This is a genomic window from Bradyrhizobium sp. ISRA430, assembly GCF_029909975.1.
In the GTDB taxonomy this organism is placed as follows: domain Bacteria; phylum Pseudomonadota; class Alphaproteobacteria; order Rhizobiales; family Xanthobacteraceae; genus Bradyrhizobium.
Genome location: NZ_CP094516.1, coordinates 4527844 through 4553254, shown reverse-complemented (window position 1 = coordinate 4553254; position 25411 = coordinate 4527844). Strand labels below are relative to the sequence as shown.

Sequence of the window (25411 nt, the reverse complement as noted above, 5' to 3'; positions counted from 1 at the left end):
GGGCCAAACCCTCCCGATCGCGCCAAAACCCGTTTGGCAGGGGCCGGAGCCCTGTTGGAATCGGGATTTGCGCCGAGGGGAACGCGGACTGCGCTTCGGCCGTCTGATCGTCGACACGTCCCTCATCCCGGTATTGGAGATTGGTCCTTATGAAGACTCTCAGCCTTCTGACAGCGGTCGGCATCGCGGCGCTCGCCGCGGCCCCGTCGATGGTCGCGGCCCAGCAAAAGACGCTCTACGTGGCCGGCTATGGCGGCTCGTTCGAGAAGACGATCCGCGACGAGGTGATCCCGAATTTCGAGAAGGAGAACGGCGTCAAGGTCGAGTACGTCGCCGGCAACTCCACCGACACGCTGGCAAAACTCCAGGCGCAGAAGGGCAACCAGCAGATCGACGTCGCGATCGTCGACGACGGCCCGATGTACCAGGCGATCCAGCTCGGTTTCTGCGGCAAGCTCGACGGCCTGCCGGCCGATCTCTACGACACCGCCCGTTTCAAGGACGATCGTGCGGTTGCGATCGGCATCGTCGCGACCGGCCTGATGTACAACACCAAGGCCTTTGCCGAGAAAGGCTGGGCGCCACCGACCTCCTGGAACGATCTGAAGGATCCGAAATACGCAAAGCAGCTCGTCATCCCGCCGATCAACAACACCTATGGCCTCGAGGCCCTGGTGATGCTGTCGAAGATGAATGGCGGCGGCGAGTCCAATGTCGATTCCGGCTTCAAGATCTTCAAGACCGACATCAATCCGAACGTACTGGCCTACGAGCCGTCGCCGGGCAAGATGACCGAGCTGTTCCAGTCCGGCCAAGCCGTCATCGCGGTGTGGGGCACGGGCCGCGTGCAGAGCTTTGCCAATACCGGCTTCCCGGTCGATTTCATCTATCCGAAGGAAGGCGCGGCGACGCTGCTGACGACGGCTTGTCCAATCTCCAAGCCAAATGCCTCGCCGCTTGCGGTGAGCTTCGTCAAGATGCTGCTCGACCCAAAAATCCAGCTCGTGATGCTGAAGGATTACGGCTACGGTCCGGTGCTGAAATCGGTCGTCGTGCCGCCGGAGCTCGGCAAGATGGCGCCGATCGGCGAGCGCGCGGCAAAGCTCTATAATCCGGACTGGACCGTCATCAACGAGAAGCGCGAAGAGTGGACCAAGCGCTGGAATCGCGAGGTCGAGCGCTGACCTGATCGTTCGCACCGGAGACCGCGCCATGGCCTATCTCGAGCTCGATCGGGTCGCCAAGCATTTCGGCGCGCAGACTGTCGTCGACGACTTCAGTCTCGCGGTGGGCAAAGGGGAGTTCATCTCCTTCCTTGGCCCTTCCGGCTGCGGCAAGACCACGACCCTGCAGATGATTGCGGGCTTCCTCGACCCCACGCGCGGCGCGATTCGCCTCGAGGGCAAGGACCTGACCGCGGTCCATCCGGCCAGGCGCGGGCTCGGCATCGTGTTCCAGAGCTACGCGCTGTTTCCGCACATGACCGCGGCGGAAAACGTCGCCTTCGGTCTGGAGATGCGGAACGTGCCGCGGGCGGAGCGGGCCGAGCGCGTCCGCGCCGCGCTCGCGATGGTCGGCCTTGCCGGCTATGAAGACCGCCATCCGCGCCGGATGTCCGGTGGTCAGCAGCAGCGCGTCGCGCTGGCCCGCGCGCTGGTGATCAAGCCGAGCGTGCTGCTGCTCGACGAGCCGCTGTCCAATCTCGACGCCAAGCTGCGCGAGGAGATGCAGATCGAGCTGCGCCAGATCCAGCGCACACTGGGCACCACCACGATCCTGGTCACCCACGACCAGAACGAGGCGATGTCGCTGTCGGACAGGATCGTGGTGATGAGCCAGGGTCGGATCGAGCAGATCGGCACGCCGCAGGAAACCTATGAGCGGCCGGCCTCGGCTTTCGTCTCGCAGTTCCTCGGCAAGACCAATGACTTTGCCGCGACGATCGATCGGGCCAGTGCGCCTGCGCGACTGGTCGCGGGATCCTGGAGCGTACCGGCGCCGGCCGGACTTAGCGGTCCGGTAACCGTCAGCGTTCGTCCTGAACGGATCGGTTTCGGCGATGCAGGTCTCGCTGCGAAAGTCGTCACCCGCATCTTCCAGGGCAATCACTGGCTGTTCCAGTGCGAGAGCGAATGCGGCCCGGCAATCGTGATCCGCCAGAATGACGGCCAGAAGCAGCCGGCCGAAGGCGACGCCGTGCGACTTGCCTGGCGACCGGAAGACATGAGCGTGCGTGCGGGAGCCGCTGCATGAGCGCGGTCGCCGACACGGCTCCGCAGAGCGCCGCACAGGAGCGCGGTGCGCGCGCGCCCTGGGCGCTGACGGCGCCGGCCTTGATGCTGTTTGTCGGCGTATTGCTGATTCCGCTCGCGATGACCGTGATGCTGTCGTTCCACGACTGGGGCCAGTACAAGGGCATCGAACCGGTCTTCATTCTGAAGAACTGGCACGAGATCGCGACCGATCCCTACTACGCTGAGATGTTCTGGCGGACCTTTCGGATCGCGATCCTGACCACGCTGCTCACCGCCGTGTTGGGTGCGCCAGAAGCCTACATCCTCAACCGCATGAGCGGGCGCTGGAAGAGCTTCTTCTTGCTCGTCATCCTCGGGCCGCTCCTGATCTCGGTGGTGGCGCGCACGCTTGGCTGGGCGCTGCTGTTCGGCGGCAATAACGGCCTCGTCAACAAGCTCCTGATGTCGCTCGGGCTGATCCGCTCGCCCTTGCCCTTCATGTTCACCGAGACCGGCATGGTGGTTGCGCTCGCGCATGTGATGATGCCGTTCATGGTGCTGTCGGTATGGGCGGCGCTTCAGCGGCTCGATCCGCAGATCGAGAACGCCGCGATGTCGCTCGGTGCGGGGCCTGTCACCATCATCCGCCGCATCATCATGCCGCAGATCATGCCGGGCGTGCTGTCGGGCGCGATCATCGTGTTCTCGCTGTCGGCCAGCGCATTCGCGACGCCCGCGATCATCGGCGGCCGCCGGCTCAAGGTCGCCGCGACGCTCGCCTATGACGAGTTCCTCAACACGCTGAACTGGCCACTGGGTGCGGCGGTGGCCACATTGCTGCTGGTCGCGCTGATCCTGATCGTCGTCGGTAGCAATGCGCTGATCGAGCGGCGCTATGCCGAGGTGTTCCGATGAGACGGAACGGCCCGCTCGCGCTGATCTTCCACACCATCTTCGTCATCGTCATGGTGGCGCCGATCCTGGTCGTCTGTCTCGTCGCCTTCACGCCCGAGGGCTATCTGTCGCTGCCGACCAACGGCTTCTCGCTGCGCTGGTTCAGGACGATCGCGAGCTATCCCGAATTCATCCACGCTTTCTGGGTCAGCCTCGGGCTCGGCGCGCTGTCCTCCCTCGTGGCGCTGTTGTTCGCTGTGCCGGCGGCGCTCGCGATCGCGCGCTATCGTTTTCGCGGCCGCGACGGGCTCGCGGCGCTGTTTTTGTCGCCGTTGATGATCCCGCATGTCGTGCTCGGCATCGCCTTCCTGCGCTTCTTCACCTCGTTTGGACTGGGCGGCAGCTTTGCGGCGCTGATCATCGCGCATGTCATCATCGTGTTTCCGTTCGCGCTGCGGCTGACGCTCGCGGCCGCGACCGGCATGGACCTTTCGGTCGAGATGGCGGCGGTCTCGCTCGGTGCCAACGGCTGGACGCTGTTCCGCCGCGTGACGCTGCCGCTGATCCTGCCCGGCGTCATCAGCGGCTGGGCGCTCGCCTTCATCCAGTCCTTCGACGATCTGACCATGACCGTCTTCCTCGCAGCGCCCGGCACCGAGACGCTGCCGGTGCGCATGTTCCTCTACATCCAGGACAACATCGATCCGCTGGTGACGTCGGTCTCGGCCTGCGTGATCGCGATCACCATGACCGCTCTCATCCTGCTCGACCGCTTCTACGGGCTCGACCGCGTGCTCGCCGGCAAGGGCGATACGGGACGATAGGAGAACCCATGCAAAGGGACTATGACGTCGCCGTCGTCGGCGGCGGATTGCTCGGATCCGCCATCGCCTGGGGCCTCGGCCGGCTCGGCAAGGCGGTTGTCGTGCTCGACGAGGGCGACATCACCAAGCGCGCCTCGCGCGCCAATTTCGCGCTGGTCTGGGTCCAGAGCAAAGGGCTCGGCATGCCGGCCTATACGGTCTGGACCGTGCGTGCCTCGGAAGCCTGGAGTCGGCTTGCTTCGGAGCTGAAGCAGCAGACCGGGCTCGACGTGTGCCTGCAGCAGAATGGCGGCTTTCATCTAACGCTTGGCGAGGACGAGTTCGGCCAGCGCACCGAGCTCGTCAAGCGCATGCACAACCAGGCCGGCGCGGCCGACTACAAGATGGAGATGATGCCGGCGTCCGAGGTGAAGAAGGCGCTGCCGCTGATCGGCCCCGAGGTCTCCGGCGGCAGCTATTGCCCGCTTGACGGTCATGTCAATTCGCTGCGCACGTTTCGCGCTTTCCACTCCGGCTTCAAGGCGTTCGGCATCGACTACCTGCCGGAGCGTCCGGTCTCTGCGATCACCAAGAGCGGCGGCGAATTCCGCCTGACGACGCCACAGGGCGAGGTCCGTGCCGGCAAGGTCGTGCTGGCCGCCGGCAATGCCAACCAGACGCTGGCGCCGATGGTCGGCCTCTACGCCCCAATGGGCCCGACCCGCGGCCAGATCGTGGTGACCGAGCGGACGGCGCCGTTCCTGCCGCATCCGCTGACCACGATCCGCCAGACCGACGAGGGCACAGTGATGATCGGCGACAGCAAGGAGGACGAGCTCGACGAACGCGCGCTGAAGCATTCGATCAGCGCAGTGATGGCCGATCGCGCGCAGCGGATGTTTCCGCATCTGGCGCGGCTCAACGTGGTCCGGAGCTGGGCCGGCATCCGTGTCATGCCGCAGGATGGTTTTCCAATCTACGACCAGTCGGAGACGCATCCCGGCGCGTTCGTCGCCTGCTGCCATTCCGGCGTGACGCTCGCCTCCAACCACGCCTTCGAGGTTGCGCGCATGGTGGCGCAAGGCGCGCTCGAGCCGGAGCTGGTCGGCGCGTTCTCCGCCAGCCGCTTCGGCGGCGCGGGCGCGGCGAACAACAGCGGGTATTAGAGATTCCACTGAAGGAGCCAAGAGGCATCCCCATGTTCAAACGATCCGAACAGGACACGCGACCGCAAGTGCAGGTCTTCGTCGATGGCGTCGCCATCGCGGCGCGACAGGGCGACACCGTCTCCGCCGCGTTGCTGGCCTCGGGACGCGACGTGCGCCGCACGACCGCTGTGAGCGGCGCGCCGCGGCTGCCCTACTGCATGATGGGTGTGTGTTTCGACTGCCTCGTCACCATCGACGGCGTCGGCAACCGCCAGGGCTGCCTCGTGCCGGTTGTTGAGGGCATGCAGATCGAGATCCAGAAGGGCAAGCGGGAGATCGGAAAATGACCACGGCCCCCAAGCGCGAGAGCTATGACGTCGTGGTGATCGGAGCGGGACCCGCCGGTCTCGCCGCCGCTGCGACATCCGCCGAGGCCGGCCTGTCGACCCTGCTGCTCGACGAGAATATCGGCCCCGGCGGCCAGGTGTTTCGCGCCATCGCCTCGACGCCGGTGACCACCCGCGATCAGCTCGGCGCCGACTACTGGGTCGGCGCCGATCTCGTGCGGGCGCTGCGCGCGAGCAACGCGGAAGTTATCCAGCGCGCGACGGTCTGGAGCCTCGACCGCAATCTCGAGATTGGCGTCTCCATCGGCGGCGCCTCGGCCTTCCCTAGGGCGCGGCGGGTGATCCTCGCGACGGGCGCGCTGGAGCGGCCGTTCCCGATTGCCGGCTGGACGCTGCCGGGCGTGATGACCGCTGGTGCCGCGCAGACCATGCTGAAGTCGTCGGCGCTGGTGCCGGATGGCCGCACGGTGATCGCGGGGCAGGGGCCCCTGCTCTGGCTGCTCGCCGCGCAGATCCTGCGTCTCGGCGGCCGTGTCGATCGCATCCTCGACACCACCGAACGCGGCAATTACTTCGCGGCGCTGCCTCATGCGTTCGCCTTCCTGACCTCGCCGTACTTCGCAAAAGGCCTTTCGATGATGCGGGAGGTGCGGGCGAAGGTCCGGGTCGTCTCCGGCGTCACGGAGCTGGCCGCGGCCGGCGACGGGCAACTCGCGAACGTGAGCTATGTCGCCGGTGGCAAGCGCGAGACCATTCCCGCCGACCTGCTGCTGCTGCACCAGGGCGTCGTGCCCAATGTCAATCTCGCGATGGCGGCCGGCGTCGAGCATCGCTGGGACGAGCTGCAATTGTGCTGGTCGCCGGTGCTCGATCGGAGCGGCAACTCATCGATTGCGGGCATCGCGGTCGCCGGCGACGGCGCCGGCATCGGCGGCGCGACCGCGGCCGTGGTGCGCGGCCGCATCGCGGCGCGCGCCGCCGTGGACGCGCTGGCGCCGGCGGCCGCGGCGAAGCTCGCGCCGATGGCGGCGTTGCGCTCTGATCTCGCCAAAGCGGAGCGTGGCCGCGCCTTCCTCGACACGCTGTTCCGCCCGGCGCCGCAGTTCCGGATTCCGTCAGGAGACACCATCGTGTGTCGCTGCGAGGAGGTGACGGCAAAGGACATCCTCGACGCGGTCGCGATCGGCGCGACGGGGCCCAATCAGCTCAAGGCCTATCGCCGCACCGGCATGGGACCATGCCAGGGCCGGCTCTGCGGCCTCACCGTCACCGAACTGATGGCGCAGGCTCGGGCTAAGAGCCCGCAGGAGATCGGCTATTACCGCCTGCGCGCGCCGGTCAAACCGATCACGCTCGCCGAGCTCGCCGCCGTTCCGAAGAGCGAGGCCGACGTCAAGGCGGTGGTGCGCGGATGACCAAAAACGTGGATGCGATCGTCGTCGGCGGCGGCATCCACGGATGCTCGACCGCGCTGCATCTGTGCCTTGCCGGTATGAAGCCGGTGCTGATCGAGAAGGACTATGCGGGCCGGCACGCCTCGGGCGTCAACGCCGGCGGCGTCCGTCAGCTCGCGCGTCACATCCCCGAAATCCCGCTTTCGATCCGATCCATGGGAATCTGGGAGAAGATCGCCGAGCTCGTCGATGACGATTGCAGTTTCGAGAGCCATGGTCAGGTCCTGGTCGCGGAGAACGAGGACGAGCTTTCGACCTGCCGCGCGCGCGTTGCCGAGCTCAATGCACTCGGCTTCACCCATGAGGAGTTGATCGATGCGGCCGAGCTGCGGCGGCTGGTGCCTGCCGTGGCCGACACGTGCCCCGGCGGCGTGGTCTCGCGCCGCGACGGTGCGGCCAATCCGGCGCAGGCGACGACGGCGTTCCGGCGCAAGGCGGAGCAACTTGGCGCCATCGTGCGCGAGGGTGTAGCCGCGAGCAACATCCGGCACAGCGACGGCCTCTGGCGCGTCGATGCCGGCACTGAAAGCTATGCCGCGCCGGTGCTGGTCAATGCGGCCGGCGCCTGGGCCGGCCGGATTGCGGCGGCGCTCGGCGAACCCGTTCCGGTCGAGACCGTGGCGCCGATGCTGATGATCACCTCGCGCGTGCCGCACTTCATCGATCCGGTCGTGATCCTGCGCGGCCGCAAATTGTCCTTCAAGCAGTTCAAGAACGGCACCGTGCTGATCGGTGGCGGCCATCTGGCAACGCCCTATCAGGACCGTAACGAGACGGTGCTGGACTGGAAGAGCCTCGCCGTCAGCGCCCGCACCGTATTCGAGCTGTTTCCGGTGATGCGCAGCGCGACCATCATGCGCGCCTGGGCCGGCATCGAGGCGAAGATGAAGGACGATTTGCCCGTGTTCGGGCCGAGCGCGCGACACAAGGGCCTCTACCACCAGTTCGGCTTCTCGCTGCACGGCTTCCAGCTCGGCCCCGGCGCCGGCGCCGTCATGGCGGAGCTGATCGTGAACGGCGGCACCCAGACCCGCATCGGCGATCTCGGCATCGACCGCTTCCATCCTTCCCTGCTCTAAGAAGAGGATATCATGAGCATTACCCGCAGCATCCGCACGCCCATCATGCACCGCGCGGTCGAAGCAGGCGGCTTCGTCTTCGTCGGCGGCACGATCGCCGACGACACCTCGGTCTCGATGGGCGAGCAGACCCGCAACATCCTCGGCAAGATCGCCGGCTATCTGAAAGAGGCCGGCACCGACGCCTCGCGCGTCGTCAGCGCCTCGATCTTCGTCACCGATCTCTCCAAGAAGAAGGAGATGGATGCGGCCTGGACCGAGTTCTTCGGCGACAATCTGCCGGCGCGTGCCACCGTCGGCGTCGCCGATCTCGGCGGCGGCGCACTGATCGAGGTGGTCGTGACCGCGCTGAAGGGCTGATCAGGTCCGGCGCCCTCGCCTTGGAGGGCGCGGTGTCATTCTTCGCAACGACTACAAAAGCCCGACGCTCTGCCCCCAGCGCGTCGGGCGGAAAAACTTAGTATCAACCGGTGATCACAACGCGTCTGTTGTGACGCGCATCTCATCAATTTTCTACTCCGGGAAAATACCGCGTTGGAACTCCGTAGAGTTGTGTTCGCGGGGCCTGCGTCTCACCTGCCGCCGCCCGGCTCCAACGCCTCGCCCATCTCCAGCGGATGAGCCATGGTCTCGTGCAGCGCGTCGCGGTCGAGTTCGCCCTCGGAGAGGCTGATGACGACGCAGGCGACGCCATTGCCGATCAGGTTGGTCAGCGCGCGGCATTCGCTCATGAACTTGTCGATGCCGACCAGGATCGCGATCGACTGGATCGGGATGTCCGGCACGATCGAGAGCGTGGCGGTGAGCGTGATGAAGCCGGCGCCGGTCACGCCCGAGGCGCCCTTCGATGTGATCATGGCGATGCCGAGGATGCCGAGCTCCTGCCAGATCGTGAGATGGGTATTGGTGGCCTGCGCTAAGAACAGCGTCGCCAGCGTCATGTAGATGTTGGTGCCGTCGAGGTTGAAGCTGTAGCCGGTCGGAATGACGAGGCCGACCACCGAGCGCGAGGCGCCGAGATGTTCCATCTTCTGGATCATCTGCGGCAGCACCGTCTCCGACGACGAGGTGCCGAGCACGATCAGGAGCTCGTCCTTGATGTAGGCGATGAAGCGCACGATCGAGAAGCCGGCGAGCCGCGCGATCGCGCCGAGCACGATCAGCACGAACAGGATGCTGGTCAGGTAAAACGTGCCGATCAGGGCGGCGAGGTTGAGCAGCGAGCCGAGGCCGTAGGCGCCGACGGTGAACGCCATCGCGCCGAAGGCGCCGATCGGCGCCACGCGCACGATGATGCGGATGATGCCGAAGAACATCTTCGCGGCCTTGTCGATTGCCTCCGCGATCGGCTCGCCGGCCTTGCCAAGGAAGGCGATCGCGAAGCCGGAGAGAATCGAGATCAGGAGCACCTGCAACAGGTCACCGCGCGCGATCGCGCCGAGATAACTGTCGGGGATGATCGCCATCAGATGGGCAACGATGCCCTCTTCCTTGGCCTTCGTGACGTAGGTCGCAACCGATTTCGGATCGATCGTGGCCGGGTCGATGTTGAAGCCGTGTCCGGGCTGGAGCACCTCGCCGACGAGCAGGCCGACCGCCAGCGCGACGGTGGAGACGGTCTCGAAATAGATCAGCGCCTTCAGCCCGACCCGGCCGACGCGCTTGAGGTCACCCATCGAGGAGATGCCGTGCACCACGGTGCAGAAGATCACCGGCGCGATCATCATCTTGATCAGCGCGATGAAGCCGTCGCCGAGCGGCTTCAGCGCCTTGCCGAGATCGGGATAGAAGTAGCCGATCAGCACCCCGAGCACGATTGCGATCAGGACCTGAACGTAGAGGATGCGGTACCAGGGCTGGTGACGGCGATGGACGGCTGGCTGGATTGCAACTTGTGTCATCATGTGTGCCCGGAACGCATCGATCGTGCATGATCGATATCATGTGATGACCGCCGCTGAAGCGACAATCACATTTTTGTCGGTTCGCGCGAAGGTTGATCGTTGCACTGCACTTGAGTCGCACTTGGGGGAAACATGTCGACTACAACGGGCTCGGAAGAGCAGGCGCAAGGCTATTTTCCACGTTGGAGACTGAAGACCTCCGGCGTGATCATGCCCGAGGAGCGTTTGCCTTGGGGCCAGACGATCGTCTCCGGTCTCCAGCATTGCGTCGCAATGTCGGGTTCAACGATCATCGCGCCGTTGCTGATGGGGTTCGACCCCAATGTTGCGGTCCTGTTCTCCGGCATCGGCACGCTGATCTTCTTCGTCATCGTCGCAGGGCGCGTGCCGAGCTATCTCGGCTCGAGCTTCGCGTTCATCGCCGTCGTCATCGCCGCCACCGGCTATGCCGGGCAAGGGCCGAACCCGAACCTGTCCGTTGCGCTCGGCGGCATCGTCGGAGCCGGGGTGCTGTACGGCCTGATCGCGCTGATCGTGATGTGGTCTGGGGTTGGCTGGGTCGAGCGGCTGCTACCGCCGGCTGTCACCGGCGCCGTGGTCGCTGCGATCGGCCTCAACCTCGCGCCGGTCGCGGTGAAGGCAGTGAGCGCCAGCGCGTTCGACACCTGGATCGGGCTTGCGACCGTGCTGATGATCGGCGTGGTTGCCGTTGCCGCTCCGGGCCTGTGGCGCCGCCTGCCGATCATCCTCGGCGCGATCGGCGGATATCTCTTGTACTTGCTGTTCGCGAACGGCCTCGGCTTCGGCAAGCCGATCGACTTCACACAGCTCTCGGCCGCGCCGTGGCTCGGCCTGCCGAACTTCACGGCCCCGAGCTTCCATGCCGATGCGATTGTCCTGATCGCACCGGTCGCGATCATCCTCGTCGCCGAGAACCTCGGTCACATCAAGGCCATCGGCGCGATGACGGGTCGGAGCCTCGACGATTTCCTCGGCCGCGCGCTGCTCGGCGACAGCCTCGCCACGATTGTGTCCGCCTGCGGCGGCGGCACCGGCGTCACCACCTACGCCGAGAACATCGGCGTCATGGCGGCTACGAAGGTCTATTCGACGCTGCTGTTTGCCTTTGCGGCCACGGTGTCGATCCTGCTCGGCTTCTCGCCGAAATTCGGCGCGCTCATTCTCTCGATTCCGGGACCCGTGATCGGTGGCCTCTCGATCGTGCTGTTCGGATTGATCGCCGCGATGGCGGGCCGGATCTGGGTCGAGAACAAGGTCGACTTCGCAAATCCCGCCAATCTGATCACCGTTGCCGTCGCGCTGACGGCCGGCGCCGGCGATCTCACGCTCAAATTCGGCGCATTTGCGATGGGCGGCATCGGCACCGCGACCTTCGGTGCCATCATCCTTTATCAGATCCTCTCCTCGCCGCTGGCGCGGCGCGCGGAATGAATCCCAGGGATGCGCTGCGGGGATGGAACAAAATTCCCGTTCCGTCGATGATGAGGAGTCCCGGAGAAAACTCATGCCACAAACCGATCGTTCACCCCAACTTCCCTCGCGCCTTGTCGGTCAATATGCGCTGGTGACCGGCGCCTCCCAGGGCATCGGTCGCGCGGTCGCCATCCGCCTCGCCCAGGAAGGCGCGACCGTCGCCATCAACTATTTCGATCATGCCGGCAGGGCCGAGGAGACGCTCGCGGCCGCACGGACGGCGTCGAGCGATCGTGGCCATGGCAAGCTCGATCACTTCATCGTCAAGGCCGACGTCGGCAATGAACAGGACATCGCCGCGATGTTCGAGACGATTTTGGCACGGTGGAAGCGCCTTGATTGCCTCGTCAACAATGCCGGATTCCAGCGGGAATCGCCGAGCGATGCGCTCGATGTCGAAACCTATCGCCGCATCATCGACGTCAACCTGAACGGCGCCGTGCTCTGCGCGCAGAAGGCGCTCGCGCATTTCGTCGGGCGCGGCGGAGGCGGCACCATCATCAATTGCTCAAGCGTCCACCAGATCATCCCCAAGCCCGGCTATCTCGCCTATTCGATCAGCAAGGGCGGCATGGCCAATCTGACGCGCACGCTGGCGCTGGAATTCGCCGCGCGCGGCATCCGCGTCAACGCGGTCGGGCCCGGCGCGATCGACACGCCGATCAACGCCGCCTGGACCGGCGATCCCGAAAAGCGCGGCGTCGTCGCCAGCCACATCCCGCTCGGGCGCGTGGGGACGCCGGAAGAGATCGCCGCCGTGTTCGCCTTCCTCGCCTCGGATGAGGCGAGCTATATCACCGGGCAGACCATCTACGCCTGCGGAGGTCTGACACTGTTTCCCGAATTTCGCGAGAACTGGGCGAGCTAGGCATGTACTCAATTGCGCCGGACTACATGAACCCCGGATTGCGCGGAAGATAGCTGTTCCAATTTCCGAATTGTCGGCTCGACATCAGCAGCATCGGGAACGTGATGCGCATCCCGTGGTCTATCGCCGCCTTGAGGGCTGGCTCGCTCGCACCCGGCAAGAAAGCCGAAATCGTTTGAGCGTTGCTCCGCGCCGCGAATGATAACGCCGCAGCAAATGCGCCGCCCATTGCGCCGGGACAGCCGACTGCAAGCGGGCCAATGTGCCCGTCGGAAATATAGACATACCCCACGCACCCGCTGCCAGCGTGGATGATGAACCCGCTCGTCGCGCTGTCGCCCAGCAGATATCGATGATGTTTCTCTCTGGAGACGCCGAGAGCGCTGACATCGATGCGTGCCAGTTCATCGAACCTGGCCGTCTTGGCCGTGAGAGGTTCAAGGTGGAACCGCGGCTCAGCCAGCCGCAACGCGAGGCGATCACGAGGCACGCTGACCATGTAGATCGGACAGCGCGGGAATAGTCCATGGCTGATGTAGAGGCCCTGCGACACGTTGTTGAATGCAAACGTGATCAGCGCTTTGATGGATGCTCCACGCATTTGTGCGTGAGCGAATGCCTTGCCTAAGAGCTGATTGCCGATGCCATCGCTCTGGCGATCGGGCGATACGAAAAGCTGCGCCAGGAACCAGAGTTCACCGCAAACCCAACTCCACGCGAAGCCGATGATTTCTCCGTCATCATCAGCGGCCCACAGCCCTTCGGCGTCGTCCCTCAGCGAGAACGCTTGGAAATTCGGGGGATGAGAAGATGCCATCTGTCCGAAGCCCCGTCGCTCGGTGAGTTCATTGATGCTCGCGACGACGATTTGGTCGGCTCGCTCCAGGTCCTCCATGCGGGCAAGTCGGCACACGACAGGCATCTTCAAATTCTCCAAAGCCCTCCCTTGATGATCAGGCCAGCGGCCGGATGTTCTGGTTCATGCGGAAGACGTTCTTCGGATCGAACTTGGCCTTGATCCGCTGCAGACGTCGGTAGTTGGGTCCATATGCGGCAGCGATGGAATCGGCCGTCTCGTCATCGTCGAGATAGTTGACGTAGCGGCCGGCGGCGAAGAAGGGCTGCATCCTTTGATAGGTTTCACGTGCCCAGGCAATGCAGCGGCTCGTCTCGCTCGCCTGCATCCATTGCGCGAGTATCAAGAAATTGTAGCCCTGTTGCCGATGCGGAAAGGCCGTATCAATTGCGGCGACACGGGTCGCGGCGCCGTGGATGTGCTCAAGAAGGAGCTGCCCCATAGGGGTCGGGCACCGCGCGAAGCATTCGATCATGGTCGCAATCGCAGCATCACTTAACTCCGTAAGGAAGTTCGACTTCCAATAGTTGAGGGCCCCTTTGGGGTAGTTGGCGTCGAGCATGCTGTTGAGCTGGCAGTACGGCATCGGCCCGACAGCGTCCAGGATTGGAGCACCGAATTGCTTCAGCGGCCGCATCGCCTGTTCGGCGTCGGCGACTGGGCCGCAATGGCAGGTAACCAGAGCGACAACGTCGGTGCCGGACCCGTCGGGCGCATGTGTCAGCGTCGCGAACAGAGTGTGCTCGTCCGGTAGCGACCGCGTGCTGGCCCGGTAGAATTCGAGCACCTCGCGCGAGCGTTCGATAGGGTGCACGATCGGGCCGCCAGTGACCGTTGGCCCTATTGGATGAAGGTCGTATTCCAGACTGGTGGCGATCCCGAAGTTTCCGCCGCCGCCGCGGACGGCCCAGAACAGGTCGGGCTCCTCTTGCTTGCTGGCGCGCAAAACCTTGCCGTCGGCGGTGACGAGTTCGACAGCTCGTAAATTATCCAGTGCCAGGCCGTACTTGCCCATCACCCAGCCCAGCCCTCCACCAAGGGTGAGCCCGGCGATCCCTGTGGTGGAGACCACGCCGCCCGTGACCGCGAGGCCGTGAAGTTGGGTCTCGCGGTTGAGCTCACCCCAGGTGGTCCCGCCCTGCGCCCGCACCGTTCGTCCGACAACATCGACGTGGACTGCCCTCATGGGTGACAGGTCAATCATGACCCCGCCGTCGGTGGTTGCGCGTCCCGCCACATTATGACCGCCGCCACGGACCGCAACCTCGAGGCCGAGCTTTGTCGTAAGATCGAGCGCATCCATGACGTCGGCTGCACTGCGGCATCTGGCAATCAATGCTGGCCGCTTGTCGACCAGCCCGTTGTGGACCTTTCTCGCCTCCTCATAGCCCTCGTCTCCAGGCTTGAGGAGTTGTCCTCCGAAGGAGGCACCAAGGTCGGCGGCAGCGTTGGCGACGGATGCGATGGGCGACATGACACACTCCCCGTTCAACTCGCCACAGCTTCGATCGGAGGCTGTCTCGGAGCAAACTTGAAGAATTCAGGTGAAGATGAATTGATTTCATCTACACTGGCCACATGCACAAGCTGCCGCCCCTGATCGAGCTCCGCGCTTTTGAAGCTGCCGCCCGCCACTTAAGCTTTAACAAGGCTGCGGCAGAACTCGGCGTGACGCCAACGGCGATCAGCCACCAGATCGGGCTGCTCGAACAGTATTGTGGCCGCGCTCTGTTCCGCCGCCGACCGCGGCCTCTTTCGCTGACCGATGCAGGAGCACGGCTCTTCCCCGCGATTCGCGATGGGATTGAGTTGTTTGCCGCGGCAATCGCCGCCATCAAGCGCGATGGCGAGCAAGAGCCTCTTCGCGTAACGACAACGAACGCGTTTGCCAGCCGCTGGCTCGTGCCCCGCCTGCCCGCCTGGCGGAAGTTGCACCCCGATGTGCCGCTGGAGGTCATCGGCACGGACAGCGTGCTCGATCTGCGCGCTGGGGACGGCGATGTCGCCATTCGTTATGCGACCAGCCGACTGGTGCCGTCAGACGGGATCGCCGATGATCTCTTCAGTGATACATTCTGGCCCGTCTGCAATCCGCGCTTGCTCGAAACGGGACGCTTGAAAAGACCTGCCGACCTCGCAAAGCACGTTCTGATCCACTCCTATTGGTCGCCAGCCGATCGTGAGCCGCCTACATGGCAGAGATGGCTTGCCGCGGCTCAGCGGAGGTGGCGCGAAGTGCCCCAATTCAAGGACATGCAGCACTTGAGCTTCCGTGAGGAATTGCACGCGATCGAAGCGGTGATCGCCGGGCAGGGAATCGGAATTTTCAGCGATGTGCTGGTGGCGCGCGAACTCGCCGCCGGCGCGCTCGTGAAGGCGTTCAAGCTGAGTTTGCCTGGCTACAGTTTCCATGTGATCCGCAGGGCGGGCCATCCGCGCGCGAAGGCCATCCGCGCATTCTCGGAGTGGTTGCGGTCAGCGACTTGATCCGCATTTCTCGTATATTCCCGGCTCGGACCGTTGCGGATGCTCAGCGGCCCGCAGCACATCTGGCAAAACCGTTCAGTGCAGACTACATCTGCGCCCATGGCAAAACGTCCGCTCGAAGAGTTTGTTGACCGGCACGAACGTCTGTTCGTGCTGACCGGGGCCGGCTGCAGCACCAATTCGGGCATCCCCGACTATCGCGACAGCCACGGCAACTGGAAGCGGACCCAGCCGGTCAACTACCAGGCCTTCATGACCGAGGAGCGCACGCGCCAGCGCTACTGGGCACGCAGCCTGATCGGATGGCGGCGGTTCGGCCAGGCCCGTCCGAACGATGCGCACCTTGCGCTGGCCCGGCTCGAAGCGAACGGGCGGTGCGAGATGCTCCTGACCCAGAACGTCGACCGCTTGCACCAATCCGCGGGTCACCGGCAGGTGATCGATCTGCACGGTCGGCTCGATCTGGTCCGCTGCATGGGCTGCGGCCGGAAGACGCCGCGCAACGAGTTTCAGGATGCGCTTGGTCGCGCCAATGCCGAATGGCTGATGCCCGACGCCGCAGACGCGCCGGACGGCGACGCCGATCTCGATCACGCGGACTTTGCATTATTCGTCGTGCCGCCTTGCGAATCCTGCGGCGGCATCCTCAAGCCCGACGTGGTGTTCTTCGGCGAGAATGTCCCGCGCGACGTTGTTGCCACCGCGCAGGAGCATCTGGAGCAGGCCGACGCCATGCTGGTCGTCGGCTCCTCGCTGATGGTCTATTCCGGCTTCCGCTTCGTGCAGATGGCGGCGCGGCGCCAGATCCCGATCGCCGCGGTCAACCTCGGACGCACCCGCGCCGACGATCTGCTCGCGCTCAAGGTCGAGGAGCGCTGCGAAGCAGCGCTTGCATTCCTGCTCTGAACGCGCGCGACGCGAACACGCCTTGCCTATCGCATAGGTGCCAAGCAGAATAGCCGGGCGCAGCGTTGCCGTGGCCGTCGCTGGCATGGAAATTGCTGCGCTTTGGACCCCAGTCTTGACGATCAGCACGGAGAATTTTGGAATGCTTGAGGGAGCCGAGGTGCGGCTTGCCGTCGATATCGGAGGCACGTTCACCGACATCGTGCTGGACGTGGGGCAGGATCGCAAGACGCGCAAGGTGCTGACGACGCCGGCGCGGCCCGAACAGGCCGTGCTGGACGGGATGCGTCTCATTCTCGCCGATGCGTGCGTGCATATTAGCGATATCGACGTCTTCATTCACGGCACCACGCTCGCCACCAACGCCATCATCGAGCGGCGCGGCGCCAAGACGGCGCTGATCGCGACCGAAGGATTTCGCGACGTGCTCGATATCGGCACCGAGAGCCGCTACGATCAATACGACCTCTCGATCGACAAGCCGAAGGCGCTCGCGCCGCGCAGCCTTCGTTTCACCGTGCCAGAGCGTGTCGACGCGCATGGTGCCGTCCGCCTGCCGCTCGATGAAGCCGCAGTCCGCGCGCTCGTGCCGAAATTGCGCGCGCAGAATGTCGAGAGCATCGCGATCGCCTTCCTGCACTCCTACGCCAATCCCGAGCATGAGCGGCGCGCCGCCGCTATTATCGGGGAGGAGATGCCCGGCGTCTCCGTAACGATGTCGTCGGCAGTATGTCCCGAGATCCGTGAGTATGAGCGCACCTCGACCGCCGTTGCCAACGCCTATGTGCAGCCTTTGATCGATGGCTATCTCGCGCGCATGGCTGATGCCTTGCAAGTCGAGCAGTTCCGCGGTGCCATCTATCTCGTGACCTCGGGCGGCGGCGTCACCTCGATCGAGACGGCGCGGCGTTTTCCGGTACGCCTCGTCGAGTCCGGGCCGGCCGGCGGCGCCATCTTCGCGGCGCAGATCGCGGCGCGTCTCGGCGAAAGCAAGGTGCTGTCCTTCGACATGGGCGGCACCACGGCAAAGATCTGCCTGATCGAGGAGTATCAGCCCGAGACCTCGCGCGTGTTCGAGGTCGATCGCGCCGCGCGCTTCCTCAAAGGCTCGGGCCTGCCGGTGCGCATCCCCGTGATCGAGATGGTGGAGATCGGCGCCGGCGGCGGCTCGATCGCCCATGTCGACGCCATGAAGCGCGTCACCGTCGGGCCCGAGAGCGCCTCGTCGGAGCCGGGGCCCGCCTGCTACGGCCGCGGGGGACAGCGTCCCGCCGTGACCGATGCCGACGTTGCGCTCGGCATGATCGATCCCGACGCCTTTGCGGCCGGCACGATCAAGCTCAGCCCCGAGCTGTCGAAGGAGGCGCTGCTGCGTGACGTCGGCGAGCCACTGGGCCTGTCGGCGGAAACCGCGGCCTATGCCGTGCACGAAGTCGTCTGCGAGAACATGGCGAGTGCGGCGCGTGTGCATGCGGTCGAGCGCGGCGTCGTGGTCGGCCAGCACACGTTGATCGCGTTCGGCGGCGCTGCGCCGCTGCATGCGGCGCGCGTCGCCGAGAAGATCGGCGTCTCCCGGGTGATCGTGCCCTCCAACGCCGGCGTCGGTTCGGCCGTCGGATTCCTGGCGGCGCCCATCGCCTATGAGCTCGTGCGCAGCCGTCACGTTCGGCTCGATGATTTCGATACGGACGTGGTGTCGGATCTGCTCCAGGAAATGGCGACCGAGGCGCGGGCCCTGGTCGAGCCCGGAGCCGCTGGCGCCACGGTGCACGAACGCCGCGCCGCCTTCATGCGCTATGTCGGCCAGGGTCACGAGATCGCGGTCGAGTTGCCGAACCGGCGGCTGACGGCGGCCGATCTCGCCGGCCTGCGCCAGAAGTTCGAGACCGATTATGCGGCGATGTTCGAGCGGGCGATCCCGGGCGCTGCGATCGAGGTCTTGAGCTGGTCGGTGCTTGCCACCACCGAGCCGCGCAATCCGCCGGTGGTCGCTGCGGTGGCGCGCAGGCCCGCCGGCAAGGCGTCCGGCAGCCGAAAGTTCTTCGACGGCCGGGCCGGGGAGGTCATCGAGATTCCGCTCTATCGTCGCGAGGACATGGCGCCGGGTGCGACCGTCGCGGGCCCCGCCGTGATCGCTGAGGATGAGACCTCGACCTTCGTGTCGACCAGTTTTGATGCCCATATCGATGGTGCCGGCAGCATCGTCATGGAACGAAAGGCGGCGTGATCATGAGCAACGCAAACGGCGCGAGCCTGATCGATCTCCAGATCATGTGGCACCGGCTGATCGCCGTGGTCGAGGAGCAGGCGCAGGTGCTGCTCCGCACTGCGTTCAGCCCGATCGTGCGCGAATGCGGCGACCTCTCGGCCGGCGTGTTCGATCTCAAGGGGCGGATGCTGGCGCAGGCGGTGACGGGCACGCCCGGCCACGTCAATTCGATGGCGGAATCGGTCAAGCACTTCATCGCGCATTTCCCGCTTCAGACGATGAAGGAGGGCGACGCCTACATCACCAACGATCCCTGGATGGGCACCGGTCATCTCAACGACTTCGTCGTCACCACGCCCTGCTTCAAGGACGGCAAGGTCGTCGCGCTTTTCTCCTGCACCAGTCATCTGATGGACATCGGCGGCATCGGCTTCGGCCCCGACGCCACCGACGTGTTCATGGAGGGGCTCTACATCCCCATGCTGAAGCTGATCGACCAGGGCGTCGTCAACGAGACGCTGATGGCGATGATCCGCACCAACACGCGGCTGCCGATCGACACCGAGGGCGACACCTATTCGCTCGCCGGCTGCAACGACGTCGGCTGCGAGCGCCTGGTCGAGATGATGGAGGAGTTCGGCATCGATACGCTCGATGCGCTCGGCGACTACATCTGCGACCGCTCGCGCGAGGCCGTGCTCGCCGAGATCGCAAAACTCCCGAAGGGAAGCTGGCGCAACAGCATGGTCGTCGACGGCTATGATGCGCCGGTGACGCTGGCCGCGACGCTGACGATCTCGGATACGGGCATTCACGTCGATTTCGACGGCACCTCGGCCGCCTCGAAGTTCGGCATCAACGTGCCGTTGTCCTATACGACCGCCTACACGGTGTTCGGCCTCGGCTGCGTCGTTGCCTCGCAGATCCCGAACAATGCCGGCTCGCTGTCGCCGCTCACGGTGTCGGCGCCGGCGGGTGCGATCCTCAATGCGCCAAAGCCCGCGCCGGTCGCCTCGCGCCACGTGATCGGCCAGATGCTGCCCGACGTGGTGTTCGGCTGCCTGCGCCAGATCATCCCCGAGCGCGTGCCGGCGGAAGGCACCTCGTGCCTGTGGAATCTCAACGTGCGAGGACAGACGCGCTCCGGCGCCGGCGGCAACTACGGGTTCTCGATGGCGGTGACCAGCAATGGCGGCACCGGTGCTCGCTTCGGCAAGGACGGGCTGTCGGCCACGGCCTATCCCAGCGGCGTGCGTGGTACGCCGGTGGAGATCGCGGAGACGCAGACGCCGCTGATCTTCTGGCGCAAGGAGCTGCGTCCCGATTCCGGCGGGGCAGGGCGCACCCGTGGCGGCCTCGGCCAGATCATCGAAGTCGGCAGCGGCGTCGATGCGCCGTTCGATATCCTCGCAGCCTTCGACCGCATCGATCATCCGCCGCGCGGCCGTGACGGCGGAGGCAACGGCGAGGCCGGCTATGTCGGCCTGAAGTCCGGACGAAAGCTGCGCGGCAAGGGCTTTCAGCAGGTCCCGCCCGACGACCGCCTCGTGGTGCTGACACCCGGCGGCGCCGGGATCGGCGATCCCAGGAAGCGCGATCGGGCGGCCATCAACGACGATGTCGAGAGCGGCCTCGTGTCTGCCGACAATGCGGCTGCGGTTTATGGGTACGCGCGGTGACGCGCTGAAGCTTAGTGCGCGATAGCGAACGGAGGGGCCAATGATCACGCGACGAACGTTCACCGCGGGCGCAGCGACGCTGCTCGCCACAAGTCACATCTCGACGCGCGCGCGGGCGGCGACGGTGAGCTGGGACATGTCGACGGTCTGGCCGGATGGCAACTTCCACACCCAGAACGCGATGGCCTTCGCCGGGGAGGTCAAGAAGCAGACCGGCGGTGCGGTGAACATCACCGTGAAGGCGGGCGGTCAGCTCGGCTTCAAGGGGCCCGAACATCTGCGCGCGGTGCGCGACGGTCTGGTGCCGCTCGCCGACGTGCTCAACATCCAGCAGGTGGGCGATGAGCCCTTCATGGGCGTCGAGAGCATTCCCTTCCTCTGCGGCTCGATGGACGAATTGAAGGTGCTGCACAAATATGTGCGGCCCGAATACGAGAAGGTCGCCGCGCGCAACAACCAGAAGATTCTCTACATCGTGCCGTGGCCGACGCAGTATCTGCACCTCAAGGTGAAGGTCGCCGACGTCGACGGCCTGAAGAACATCAAGATCCGCGTGCCCGACAAGAACGCCGTCGACATGCTGGCCGTGGTCGGCATGGCGCCGGTGATGATTCCCTGGGGCGAGACTATCCCCGCGCTCGCCTCCGGCGCGGTCGCCGGCGTCTCCACCTCGGCGGTGTCGGGCGTCGACGGCAAGTTCTGGGAGTTCCTGAAATACATCTACCCGACCAATCATGTCTGGTCGTCGCAGATGCTCACCGTCAACCTCGATTCCTGGAAAACGCTCAGCAGCGATCAACAGCAACTCGTCGCCGGCATTGCCGCGAAGATGGAGCCGGACTTCTGGGCGAACTCGCTCAAGGCCGATGTCGACAGTCTCAACCGTCTCAAGGAGGGCGGCATGGAGGTGGTGCCGGTCTCGGATGCGATGATGGCGGAGATCCGCCGCAAGACCGCGCCGCAGCTCGACGCCTTCCTCAAGCGCGTGCCTGCGGCCGATAAGCCGGTGCGGGCCTATCTCGCCGAAATGAAGCGCTGAGGACCGGGCCATGGTCAGCGTATCGCCCGCGGCTCCGCAAAGTCTCAACGCGGCGGCGCCGGCGCCGCTGCGGATGCTGCTCGACGGCATCGATCGCCTCGGCCGGCTTGACGGCTGGATCGGCGGCGGCTGTCTGCTGACGTTGACCTTCCTCATGTTGTGCGAGGTCGCGACGCGCTTCCTCTCGAACTTCCTGCCGTTCTTCCCGCCGACGATCTCGATCGCCTGGGAGTACTCCTCTTATCTGATGGCGGCGTCCTTCACCTTCGGCGCCGCGATGACGCTGCGCGTCGGCGGTCACATTCGCGTCGTCCTGCTGCTCAAGAACGTGCCGGCGCCGGTGCAGCGTGCGATCGAAATTCTCTCCGCCGCCGCCGGCTTCGCCTTCATGGCGTTCCTGACCTCCGCCATGGCGAGGTTCGCCTGGGGTGCCTTCGTGCGCGGCCAGGTCTCGACCTCGAGCGATACCCCGCTGTGGTTTCCACAGGCGATCGTCACCTTCGGCATGCTGCTGCTCACGCTTCAGTTCCTGGCGCGCGCGATCCAGGCCGCGCTGGGGCTTCCGCTGGAGGATCACCGCATGAAGGCCTCGCCCGTCGAATGAGCACGCCGTGAACGTTCCCTCGCCCGCCATCGGACACCGGATCTCATGACCATCGAAGTCGTCGCCTTGTTCGTGATCCTGTTCGCGCTCCTGGCGGGCGGGGTGTGGATCGGCCTGACGCTCGCGCTGACCGCGACGCTGTTGCTCGCGATGTTCCGCTCGATCCCGCTCGACAAGCTGCTGCCGCAATACGCCTGGAACATCCTGACCACGCAGGAGCTGCTGGCGCTGCCGCTGTTCATCCTGATGGGTGAGCTGCTGTTCCGCACCCGCTTGTCGCGCTCGCTGTTCCAGGGGCTCGCGCCCTGGGCGGGACTTCTTCCGGGCCGCCTTCTGCATGTGAACGTGATCGGCTGCACCATCTTTGCCGCCATATCGGGCTCGTCGGCCGCGACGACGCAGGTGATCGGCCGCATGTCGCTCAACGAGCTCTTGCGCCGCGGCTATTCGCGCGACATCGCGATCGGCTCGCTCGCCGGCGCCGGCACGCTCGGCTTCCTGATCCCGCCGTCCAACATCATGATCATCTACGGCGTGCTCGGCGACGTTTCGATCCTGAAACTCTTCACGGCCGGCGTGCTGCCCGGCCTGCTGCTGGCCGGCACTTTCATGGCCTGGGTGATGCTACACTCGACGCTCAACGGCACGATGGTGCCGGAGACGGAGGCAAAGCTCTCGCAGGTGCCCTGGAGCGAGCGCTTCGCCGCACTGAAGGACCTGGCTCCGGCGCTGTTCCTGATCGCCTGCGTGCTCGGCTCGATGTATGGCGGGCTTGCGACGCCGTCGGAAGCCGCCGCCGTCGGGGTCCTCGGGGCCGCGCTCGTCGCCTGGGCGCAAGGGTCGATGTCGCAGCAGGTGATGCGCGACGTGCTGATCGGCTCCGTCGTCACCTGCTCGATGATCGCCCTGATCGTGCTCGGCGCCTCGATCCTTGGCAACGCCGCGGCGTTCCTCGGCATCCCGCAGGCCGTGGCCGCCTTCGTGAAGGGTCTTGGCCTGTCTCCCTTCATGCTGATCGTCGTGCTGATCGTCTTCTATCTGATCCTCGGCTGCTTCCTCGATGGCTTCTCGATGATCGTGATGACGCTGCCGATCGTATTGCCGATCGTGAAGGGGGCCGGCTTCGACGAGGTCTGGTTCGGGATCTTCCTGGTGCTCGCCGTCGAGATGGCGCAGATCACCCCGCCCGTCGGATTCAACCTGTTCGTGATCCAGGGCCTGACCGAAGACGGCCTCGGCTACATCGCGCGCGTCACGCTGCCCTATCTCCTCATTATGGTGGGCTTCGTGCTGCTGCTGACGTTGTGGCCGGGCATCGTCACGGTGCTGCCGAAAGTGCTTTACGGGTAACTCGCTTCGGCCTGAGATTTGCAGGTTAAACGAAACGGTCAGTGCCACTGCCGTTTCAAAAAATTCGCCCGCGCGCGTCAAATTCATACCATGCGCGCATTCCGTCTTTGCACTCCTTACGATCCGGCGTAGTCTTCAACGGCGAGCAGAAGTGCAACAGCAACCACTCCAGTGAACGTAGCTTCTTTGGCGATAGGCGCCGAGAGAGAGGGATATCTGTTGGCAGATCATGTCCGATGGAGAGCAATCGACGCGTACTGAACTGCAAACGCCCCTCGCAGCGGCGCTCATCACGCAATCAATAAACACGAAAGCGGGAGGAAGTGCATATGAGGAAGCAGTGGCTTAACTCGGGTTTACCTGTTCTTGTCGGTGCGACGCTTGCGGCGTCGGCGGCGTTGGCTCAAACCGTGGATACGGCCCGGATCGAGGCCGGCGGTCAGAACGATTGGCTCACCTATCACGGTTCATACAAATCCTATCACTACAGCCCGCTCGCGCAGATCAATGCAAACAACGTCGGCAATCTGGGCGTAGCCTGGATCCACATTCCCGGACGATCGACGCGCGGCCTGCAGTCAATGCCGCTCGTCGCCGATGGCGTGCTCTATTACTCGGGTTCTTACAGCCGGGTCTTTGCCCTGAACGGCGCGACGGGCGAGGTGATCTGGTCGTACTTTCCGGAGCTGGATGAGGCGCTGATCAGCCGACAGACCCACTCGCCCTACAACCGCGGCGTAGCTATCGGTGAAGGCAAGGTCTTCGTCGGTACGATGGATGGCCGTCTCATCGGGCTGGATGCGAAGACGGGGAAAGTCCTCTGGGACACCAAGCTGATCGATTCGCAGAAGCTCACGGTCGGCTTCACCGGCGCGCCGCTTTACGCGAAGGGGAGCGTGATTATCGGCGCGCAAGGTGGTGAATGGCCGGGCCGTGGCCCGATCTTCGCCGTGGATGCCGCCACCGGCAAGAAGAAGTGGGAGTTCCTGACTGTCGCTGGCACCGACGAGGCCATGAAGACTTGGGGTAGCGATTCCTGGCGCACCGGCGGTGGTGGCGGCTGGATGCCGGGCACCTACGATTCAGAGACCAACACCATCCTGTGGGGCACCGCAAACCCGGCGCCGCTCTACGATTGGTCAGGCGCTGACTACAAGACGCAAGGTGCGCGTCCCGGCGACAATCTCTATACGAGTTCGGTGATCGGTCTCGATATCGATACCGGCAAGCTGAAATTCTACCATCAGGAACTGCCGCACGATGCCTGGGACTTCGACAGCGCCGTCGGCGAGTTCGTGATGCTCGAGCGCGACGGCCAGAAGCTCGTAGTTCATCCGAACAAGAGCGGCTACATCTTCGTCTATGACCGCAATCTCGGTTTGAAGAACGTCTGGCGGATCACCCAGAACAGCAATTTTGTGAAGAACATCGACCCCAAGACCGGCGAACTGGTTGGCCGGCGTGACTTTACGGCCGGAAAGGTAAATGAGCCGCTGTGTCCGCACATCTCCGGCGGCGTCAGCTTCAATTCCGGCTCCTACAACCCGAAGACGGGGCTCTACTACAAGCTCGGCCAGGAATGGTGCATGACCCTCGAGGTCATGAAGACGACGCCGGTAGTCGCCCCGCAAGCACAGCTCAACATTGGGGCCGATTTCAAGATTGCGCCTCCTCCGGGCGGGGAGATTTATGGGCACCTCGACGCGCGCGACCCGGTGACCGGCGCCAAGAAGTGGGAAGTCCGCTTCCCCGAACCGCCGCTCGCGAGCGTCCTGTCGACCGCTGGCAATCTCGTGTTCGTGCCTGACTCCCGCGGCATCCTTCATGCCTACGATGCCGAATCCGGGACCGAGCTGTGGAATCACTCTGACGGCACCGGCCATCAGGGCGGAATCATCAGCTACTCCGCAGGCGGCAAGCAGTACATCGCGGTGACCGCGGGCTTTGGCGGCATGGCGTCGGACGATTACGCGCCGACCTTCGGCGGCGTCTACAAGAGCATGCCTCGCGACGATGGCGCGCTGATCGTCTACAGCTTGAAATAGGTCGTTCGGAT

The 25411-nt window shown here is 64.8% G+C and carries 22 protein-coding genes; 19 read left to right on the top strand and 3 right to left on the bottom strand.

Going from position 1 to position 25411, the window contains the following annotated elements:
• Positions 1-149 precede the first annotated feature (149 nt).
• Genes MTX21_RS21745 through MTX21_RS21705 form a run of 9 tightly spaced genes read left to right on the top strand, consistent with a single transcriptional unit; the run spans position 150 to position 8319 of the window.
• Entirely contained in the window at positions 150-1184 is a 1035-nt protein-coding gene (locus MTX21_RS21745) for an ABC transporter substrate-binding protein (protein ID WP_280966737.1), read from the top strand.
• Between the two features lie 28 nt (positions 1185-1212).
• Entirely contained in the window at positions 1213-2253 is a 1041-nt protein-coding gene (locus tag MTX21_RS21740) for an ABC transporter ATP-binding protein (protein WP_280966736.1), read from the top strand.
• Complete coding sequence (locus tag MTX21_RS21735) at positions 2250-3149, top strand: ABC transporter permease (protein ID WP_280966735.1); 900 nt, start codon at positions 2250-2252, stop codon at positions 3147-3149. The genes MTX21_RS21740 and MTX21_RS21735 overlap by 4 nt, the downstream gene beginning before the upstream one ends.
• The gene (locus tag MTX21_RS21730) at positions 3146-3952 is read left to right on the top strand and encodes an ABC transporter permease (protein WP_280966734.1); all 807 of its coding nucleotides are present in this window, start codon (positions 3146-3148) and stop codon (positions 3950-3952) included. The genes MTX21_RS21735 and MTX21_RS21730 overlap by 4 nt, the downstream gene beginning before the upstream one ends.
• Before the next feature lie 8 nt (positions 3953-3960).
• Entirely contained in the window at positions 3961-5097 is a 1137-nt protein-coding gene (locus tag MTX21_RS21725; protein ID WP_280966733.1) for an FAD-dependent oxidoreductase, read from the top strand.
• Between the two features lie 32 nt (positions 5098-5129).
• Positions 5130-5426 (top strand): (2Fe-2S)-binding protein, encoded by a 297-nt coding sequence (locus MTX21_RS21720; RefSeq protein WP_280966732.1) that lies wholly within the window; start codon positions 5130-5132, stop codon positions 5424-5426.
• Positions 5423-6841 carry an NAD(P)/FAD-dependent oxidoreductase gene (locus MTX21_RS21715; RefSeq protein WP_280966731.1) on the top strand — a complete coding sequence of 473 codons (1419 nt, stop codon included), beginning with the start codon at positions 5423-5425 and terminating at the stop codon, positions 6839-6841. The genes MTX21_RS21720 and MTX21_RS21715 overlap by 4 nt, the downstream gene beginning before the upstream one ends.
• Positions 6838-7959, top strand: a complete 1122-nt coding sequence (locus MTX21_RS21710; RefSeq protein WP_280966730.1) for an FAD-dependent oxidoreductase — start codon at positions 6838-6840, stop codon at positions 7957-7959. Before MTX21_RS21715 ends, MTX21_RS21710 begins: the two co-directional genes overlap by 4 nt.
• A gap of 12 nt (positions 7960-7971) precedes the next feature.
• Positions 7972-8319, top strand: a complete 348-nt coding sequence (locus MTX21_RS21705) for a RidA family protein (RefSeq protein ID WP_280966729.1) — start codon at positions 7972-7974, stop codon at positions 8317-8319.
• A gap of 212 nt (positions 8320-8531) precedes the next feature.
• Here MTX21_RS21705 and MTX21_RS21700 read toward each other — a convergent pair whose 3' ends face one another.
• On the bottom strand, positions 8532-9860 hold the full coding sequence (locus tag MTX21_RS21700; RefSeq protein ID WP_280966728.1) for a dicarboxylate/amino acid:cation symporter: 1329 nt from the start codon (positions 9858-9860) through the stop codon (positions 8532-8534).
• A gap of 135 nt (positions 9861-9995) precedes the next feature.
• Between MTX21_RS21700 and MTX21_RS21695 the strand changes: the two genes are divergently transcribed.
• Positions 9996-11315 (top strand): solute carrier family 23 protein, encoded by a 1320-nt coding sequence (locus MTX21_RS21695; RefSeq protein WP_280966727.1) that lies wholly within the window; start codon positions 9996-9998, stop codon positions 11313-11315.
• 73 nt (positions 11316-11388) lie between these two features.
• Entirely contained in the window at positions 11389-12225 is an 837-nt protein-coding gene (locus MTX21_RS21690; protein WP_280966726.1) for an SDR family oxidoreductase, read from the top strand.
• A gap of 22 nt (positions 12226-12247) precedes the next feature.
• Here the strand turns inward: MTX21_RS21690 and MTX21_RS21685 are convergent, their stop codons facing one another.
• Together MTX21_RS21685 and MTX21_RS21680 are read right to left on the bottom strand one after the other, a co-directional pair.
• Positions 12248-13147: a GNAT family N-acetyltransferase gene (locus MTX21_RS21685; RefSeq protein WP_280966725.1), complete on the bottom strand. Its 900-nt coding sequence runs from the start codon at positions 13145-13147 to the stop codon at positions 12248-12250.
• Between the two features lie 31 nt (positions 13148-13178).
• On the bottom strand, positions 13179-14555 hold the full coding sequence (locus MTX21_RS21680) for an FAD-binding oxidoreductase (RefSeq protein WP_280966724.1): 1377 nt from the start codon (positions 14553-14555) through the stop codon (positions 13179-13181).
• Between the two features lie 104 nt (positions 14556-14659).
• Between MTX21_RS21680 and MTX21_RS21675 the strand changes: the two genes are divergently transcribed.
• From MTX21_RS21675 to MTX21_RS21640, 8 genes are all read left to right on the top strand, one after another.
• Positions 14660-15568, top strand: coding sequence for a LysR substrate-binding domain-containing protein (locus MTX21_RS21675; protein ID WP_280966723.1), 909 nt, complete (start codon positions 14660-14662; stop codon positions 15566-15568).
• Between the two features lie 99 nt (positions 15569-15667).
• A complete protein-coding gene (locus MTX21_RS21670) occupies positions 15668-16474 on the top strand; it encodes an NAD-dependent protein deacetylase (protein ID WP_280966722.1) in 807 nt (268 codons plus the stop codon).
• 142 nt (positions 16475-16616) lie between these two features.
• On the top strand, positions 16617-18701 hold the full coding sequence (locus MTX21_RS21665; RefSeq protein WP_280966721.1) for a hydantoinase/oxoprolinase family protein: 2085 nt from the start codon (positions 16617-16619) through the stop codon (positions 18699-18701).
• A 2-nt stretch (positions 18702-18703) separates the two neighbouring features.
• Positions 18704-20362: a hydantoinase B/oxoprolinase family protein gene (locus MTX21_RS21660; protein WP_280966720.1), complete on the top strand. Its 1659-nt coding sequence runs from the start codon at positions 18704-18706 to the stop codon at positions 20360-20362.
• Between the two features lie 40 nt (positions 20363-20402).
• Positions 20403-21401, top strand: coding sequence for a TRAP transporter substrate-binding protein (locus MTX21_RS21655; RefSeq protein WP_280966719.1), 999 nt, complete (start codon positions 20403-20405; stop codon positions 21399-21401).
• Between the two features lie 10 nt (positions 21402-21411).
• Positions 21412-22005, top strand: coding sequence for a TRAP transporter small permease (locus MTX21_RS21650; protein ID WP_280966718.1), 594 nt, complete (start codon positions 21412-21414; stop codon positions 22003-22005).
• A 45-nt stretch (positions 22006-22050) separates the two neighbouring features.
• Complete coding sequence (locus MTX21_RS21645) at positions 22051-23355, top strand: TRAP transporter large permease subunit (protein ID WP_280966717.1); 1305 nt, start codon at positions 22051-22053, stop codon at positions 23353-23355.
• 329 nt (positions 23356-23684) lie between these two features.
• Positions 23685-25400 carry a PQQ-binding-like beta-propeller repeat protein gene (locus MTX21_RS21640; protein ID WP_280966716.1) on the top strand — a complete coding sequence of 572 codons (1716 nt, stop codon included), beginning with the start codon at positions 23685-23687 and terminating at the stop codon, positions 25398-25400.
• Positions 25401-25411 lie beyond the last annotated feature (11 nt).

Bases quoted from the DNA above. Each gene is read 5' to 3' on its own strand.
- MTX21_RS21745 (WP_280966737.1), top strand. From the start codon at position 150: ATGAAGACTCTCAGCCTTCTGACAGCGGTCGGCATCGCGGCGCTCGCC.
- MTX21_RS21740 (WP_280966736.1), top strand. From the start codon at position 1,213: ATGGCCTATCTCGAGCTCGATCGGGTCGCCAAGCATTTCGGCGCGCAG.
- MTX21_RS21735 (WP_280966735.1), top strand. From the start codon at position 2,250: ATGAGCGCGGTCGCCGACACGGCTCCGCAGAGCGCCGCACAGGAGCGC.
- MTX21_RS21730 (WP_280966734.1), top strand. From the start codon at position 3,146: ATGAGACGGAACGGCCCGCTCGCGCTGATCTTCCACACCATCTTCGTC.
- MTX21_RS21725 (WP_280966733.1), top strand. From the start codon at position 3,961: ATGCAAAGGGACTATGACGTCGCCGTCGTCGGCGGCGGATTGCTCGGA.
- MTX21_RS21720 (WP_280966732.1), top strand. From the start codon at position 5,130: ATGTTCAAACGATCCGAACAGGACACGCGACCGCAAGTGCAGGTCTTC.
- MTX21_RS21715 (WP_280966731.1), top strand. From the start codon at position 5,423: ATGACCACGGCCCCCAAGCGCGAGAGCTATGACGTCGTGGTGATCGGA.
- MTX21_RS21710 (WP_280966730.1), top strand. From the start codon at position 6,838: ATGACCAAAAACGTGGATGCGATCGTCGTCGGCGGCGGCATCCACGGA.
- MTX21_RS21705 (WP_280966729.1), top strand. From the start codon at position 7,972: ATGAGCATTACCCGCAGCATCCGCACGCCCATCATGCACCGCGCGGTC.
- MTX21_RS21700 (WP_280966728.1), bottom strand. From the start codon at position 9,860: ATGACACAAGTTGCAATCCAGCCAGCCGTCCATCGCCGTCACCAGCCC.
- MTX21_RS21695 (WP_280966727.1), top strand. From the start codon at position 9,996: ATGTCGACTACAACGGGCTCGGAAGAGCAGGCGCAAGGCTATTTTCCA.
- MTX21_RS21690 (WP_280966726.1), top strand. From the start codon at position 11,389: ATGCCACAAACCGATCGTTCACCCCAACTTCCCTCGCGCCTTGTCGGT.
- MTX21_RS21685 (WP_280966725.1), bottom strand. From the start codon at position 13,147: ATGCCTGTCGTGTGCCGACTTGCCCGCATGGAGGACCTGGAGCGAGCC.
- MTX21_RS21680 (WP_280966724.1), bottom strand. From the start codon at position 14,555: ATGTCGCCCATCGCATCCGTCGCCAACGCTGCCGCCGACCTTGGTGCC.
- MTX21_RS21675 (WP_280966723.1), top strand. From the start codon at position 14,660: ATGCACAAGCTGCCGCCCCTGATCGAGCTCCGCGCTTTTGAAGCTGCC.
- MTX21_RS21670 (WP_280966722.1), top strand. From the start codon at position 15,668: ATGGCAAAACGTCCGCTCGAAGAGTTTGTTGACCGGCACGAACGTCTG.
- MTX21_RS21665 (WP_280966721.1), top strand. From the start codon at position 16,617: ATGCTTGAGGGAGCCGAGGTGCGGCTTGCCGTCGATATCGGAGGCACG.
- MTX21_RS21660 (WP_280966720.1), top strand. From the start codon at position 18,704: ATGAGCAACGCAAACGGCGCGAGCCTGATCGATCTCCAGATCATGTGG.
- MTX21_RS21655 (WP_280966719.1), top strand. From the start codon at position 20,403: ATGATCACGCGACGAACGTTCACCGCGGGCGCAGCGACGCTGCTCGCC.
- MTX21_RS21650 (WP_280966718.1), top strand. From the start codon at position 21,412: ATGGTCAGCGTATCGCCCGCGGCTCCGCAAAGTCTCAACGCGGCGGCG.
- MTX21_RS21645 (WP_280966717.1), top strand. From the start codon at position 22,051: ATGACCATCGAAGTCGTCGCCTTGTTCGTGATCCTGTTCGCGCTCCTG.
- MTX21_RS21640 (WP_280966716.1), top strand. From the start codon at position 23,685: ATGAGGAAGCAGTGGCTTAACTCGGGTTTACCTGTTCTTGTCGGTGCG.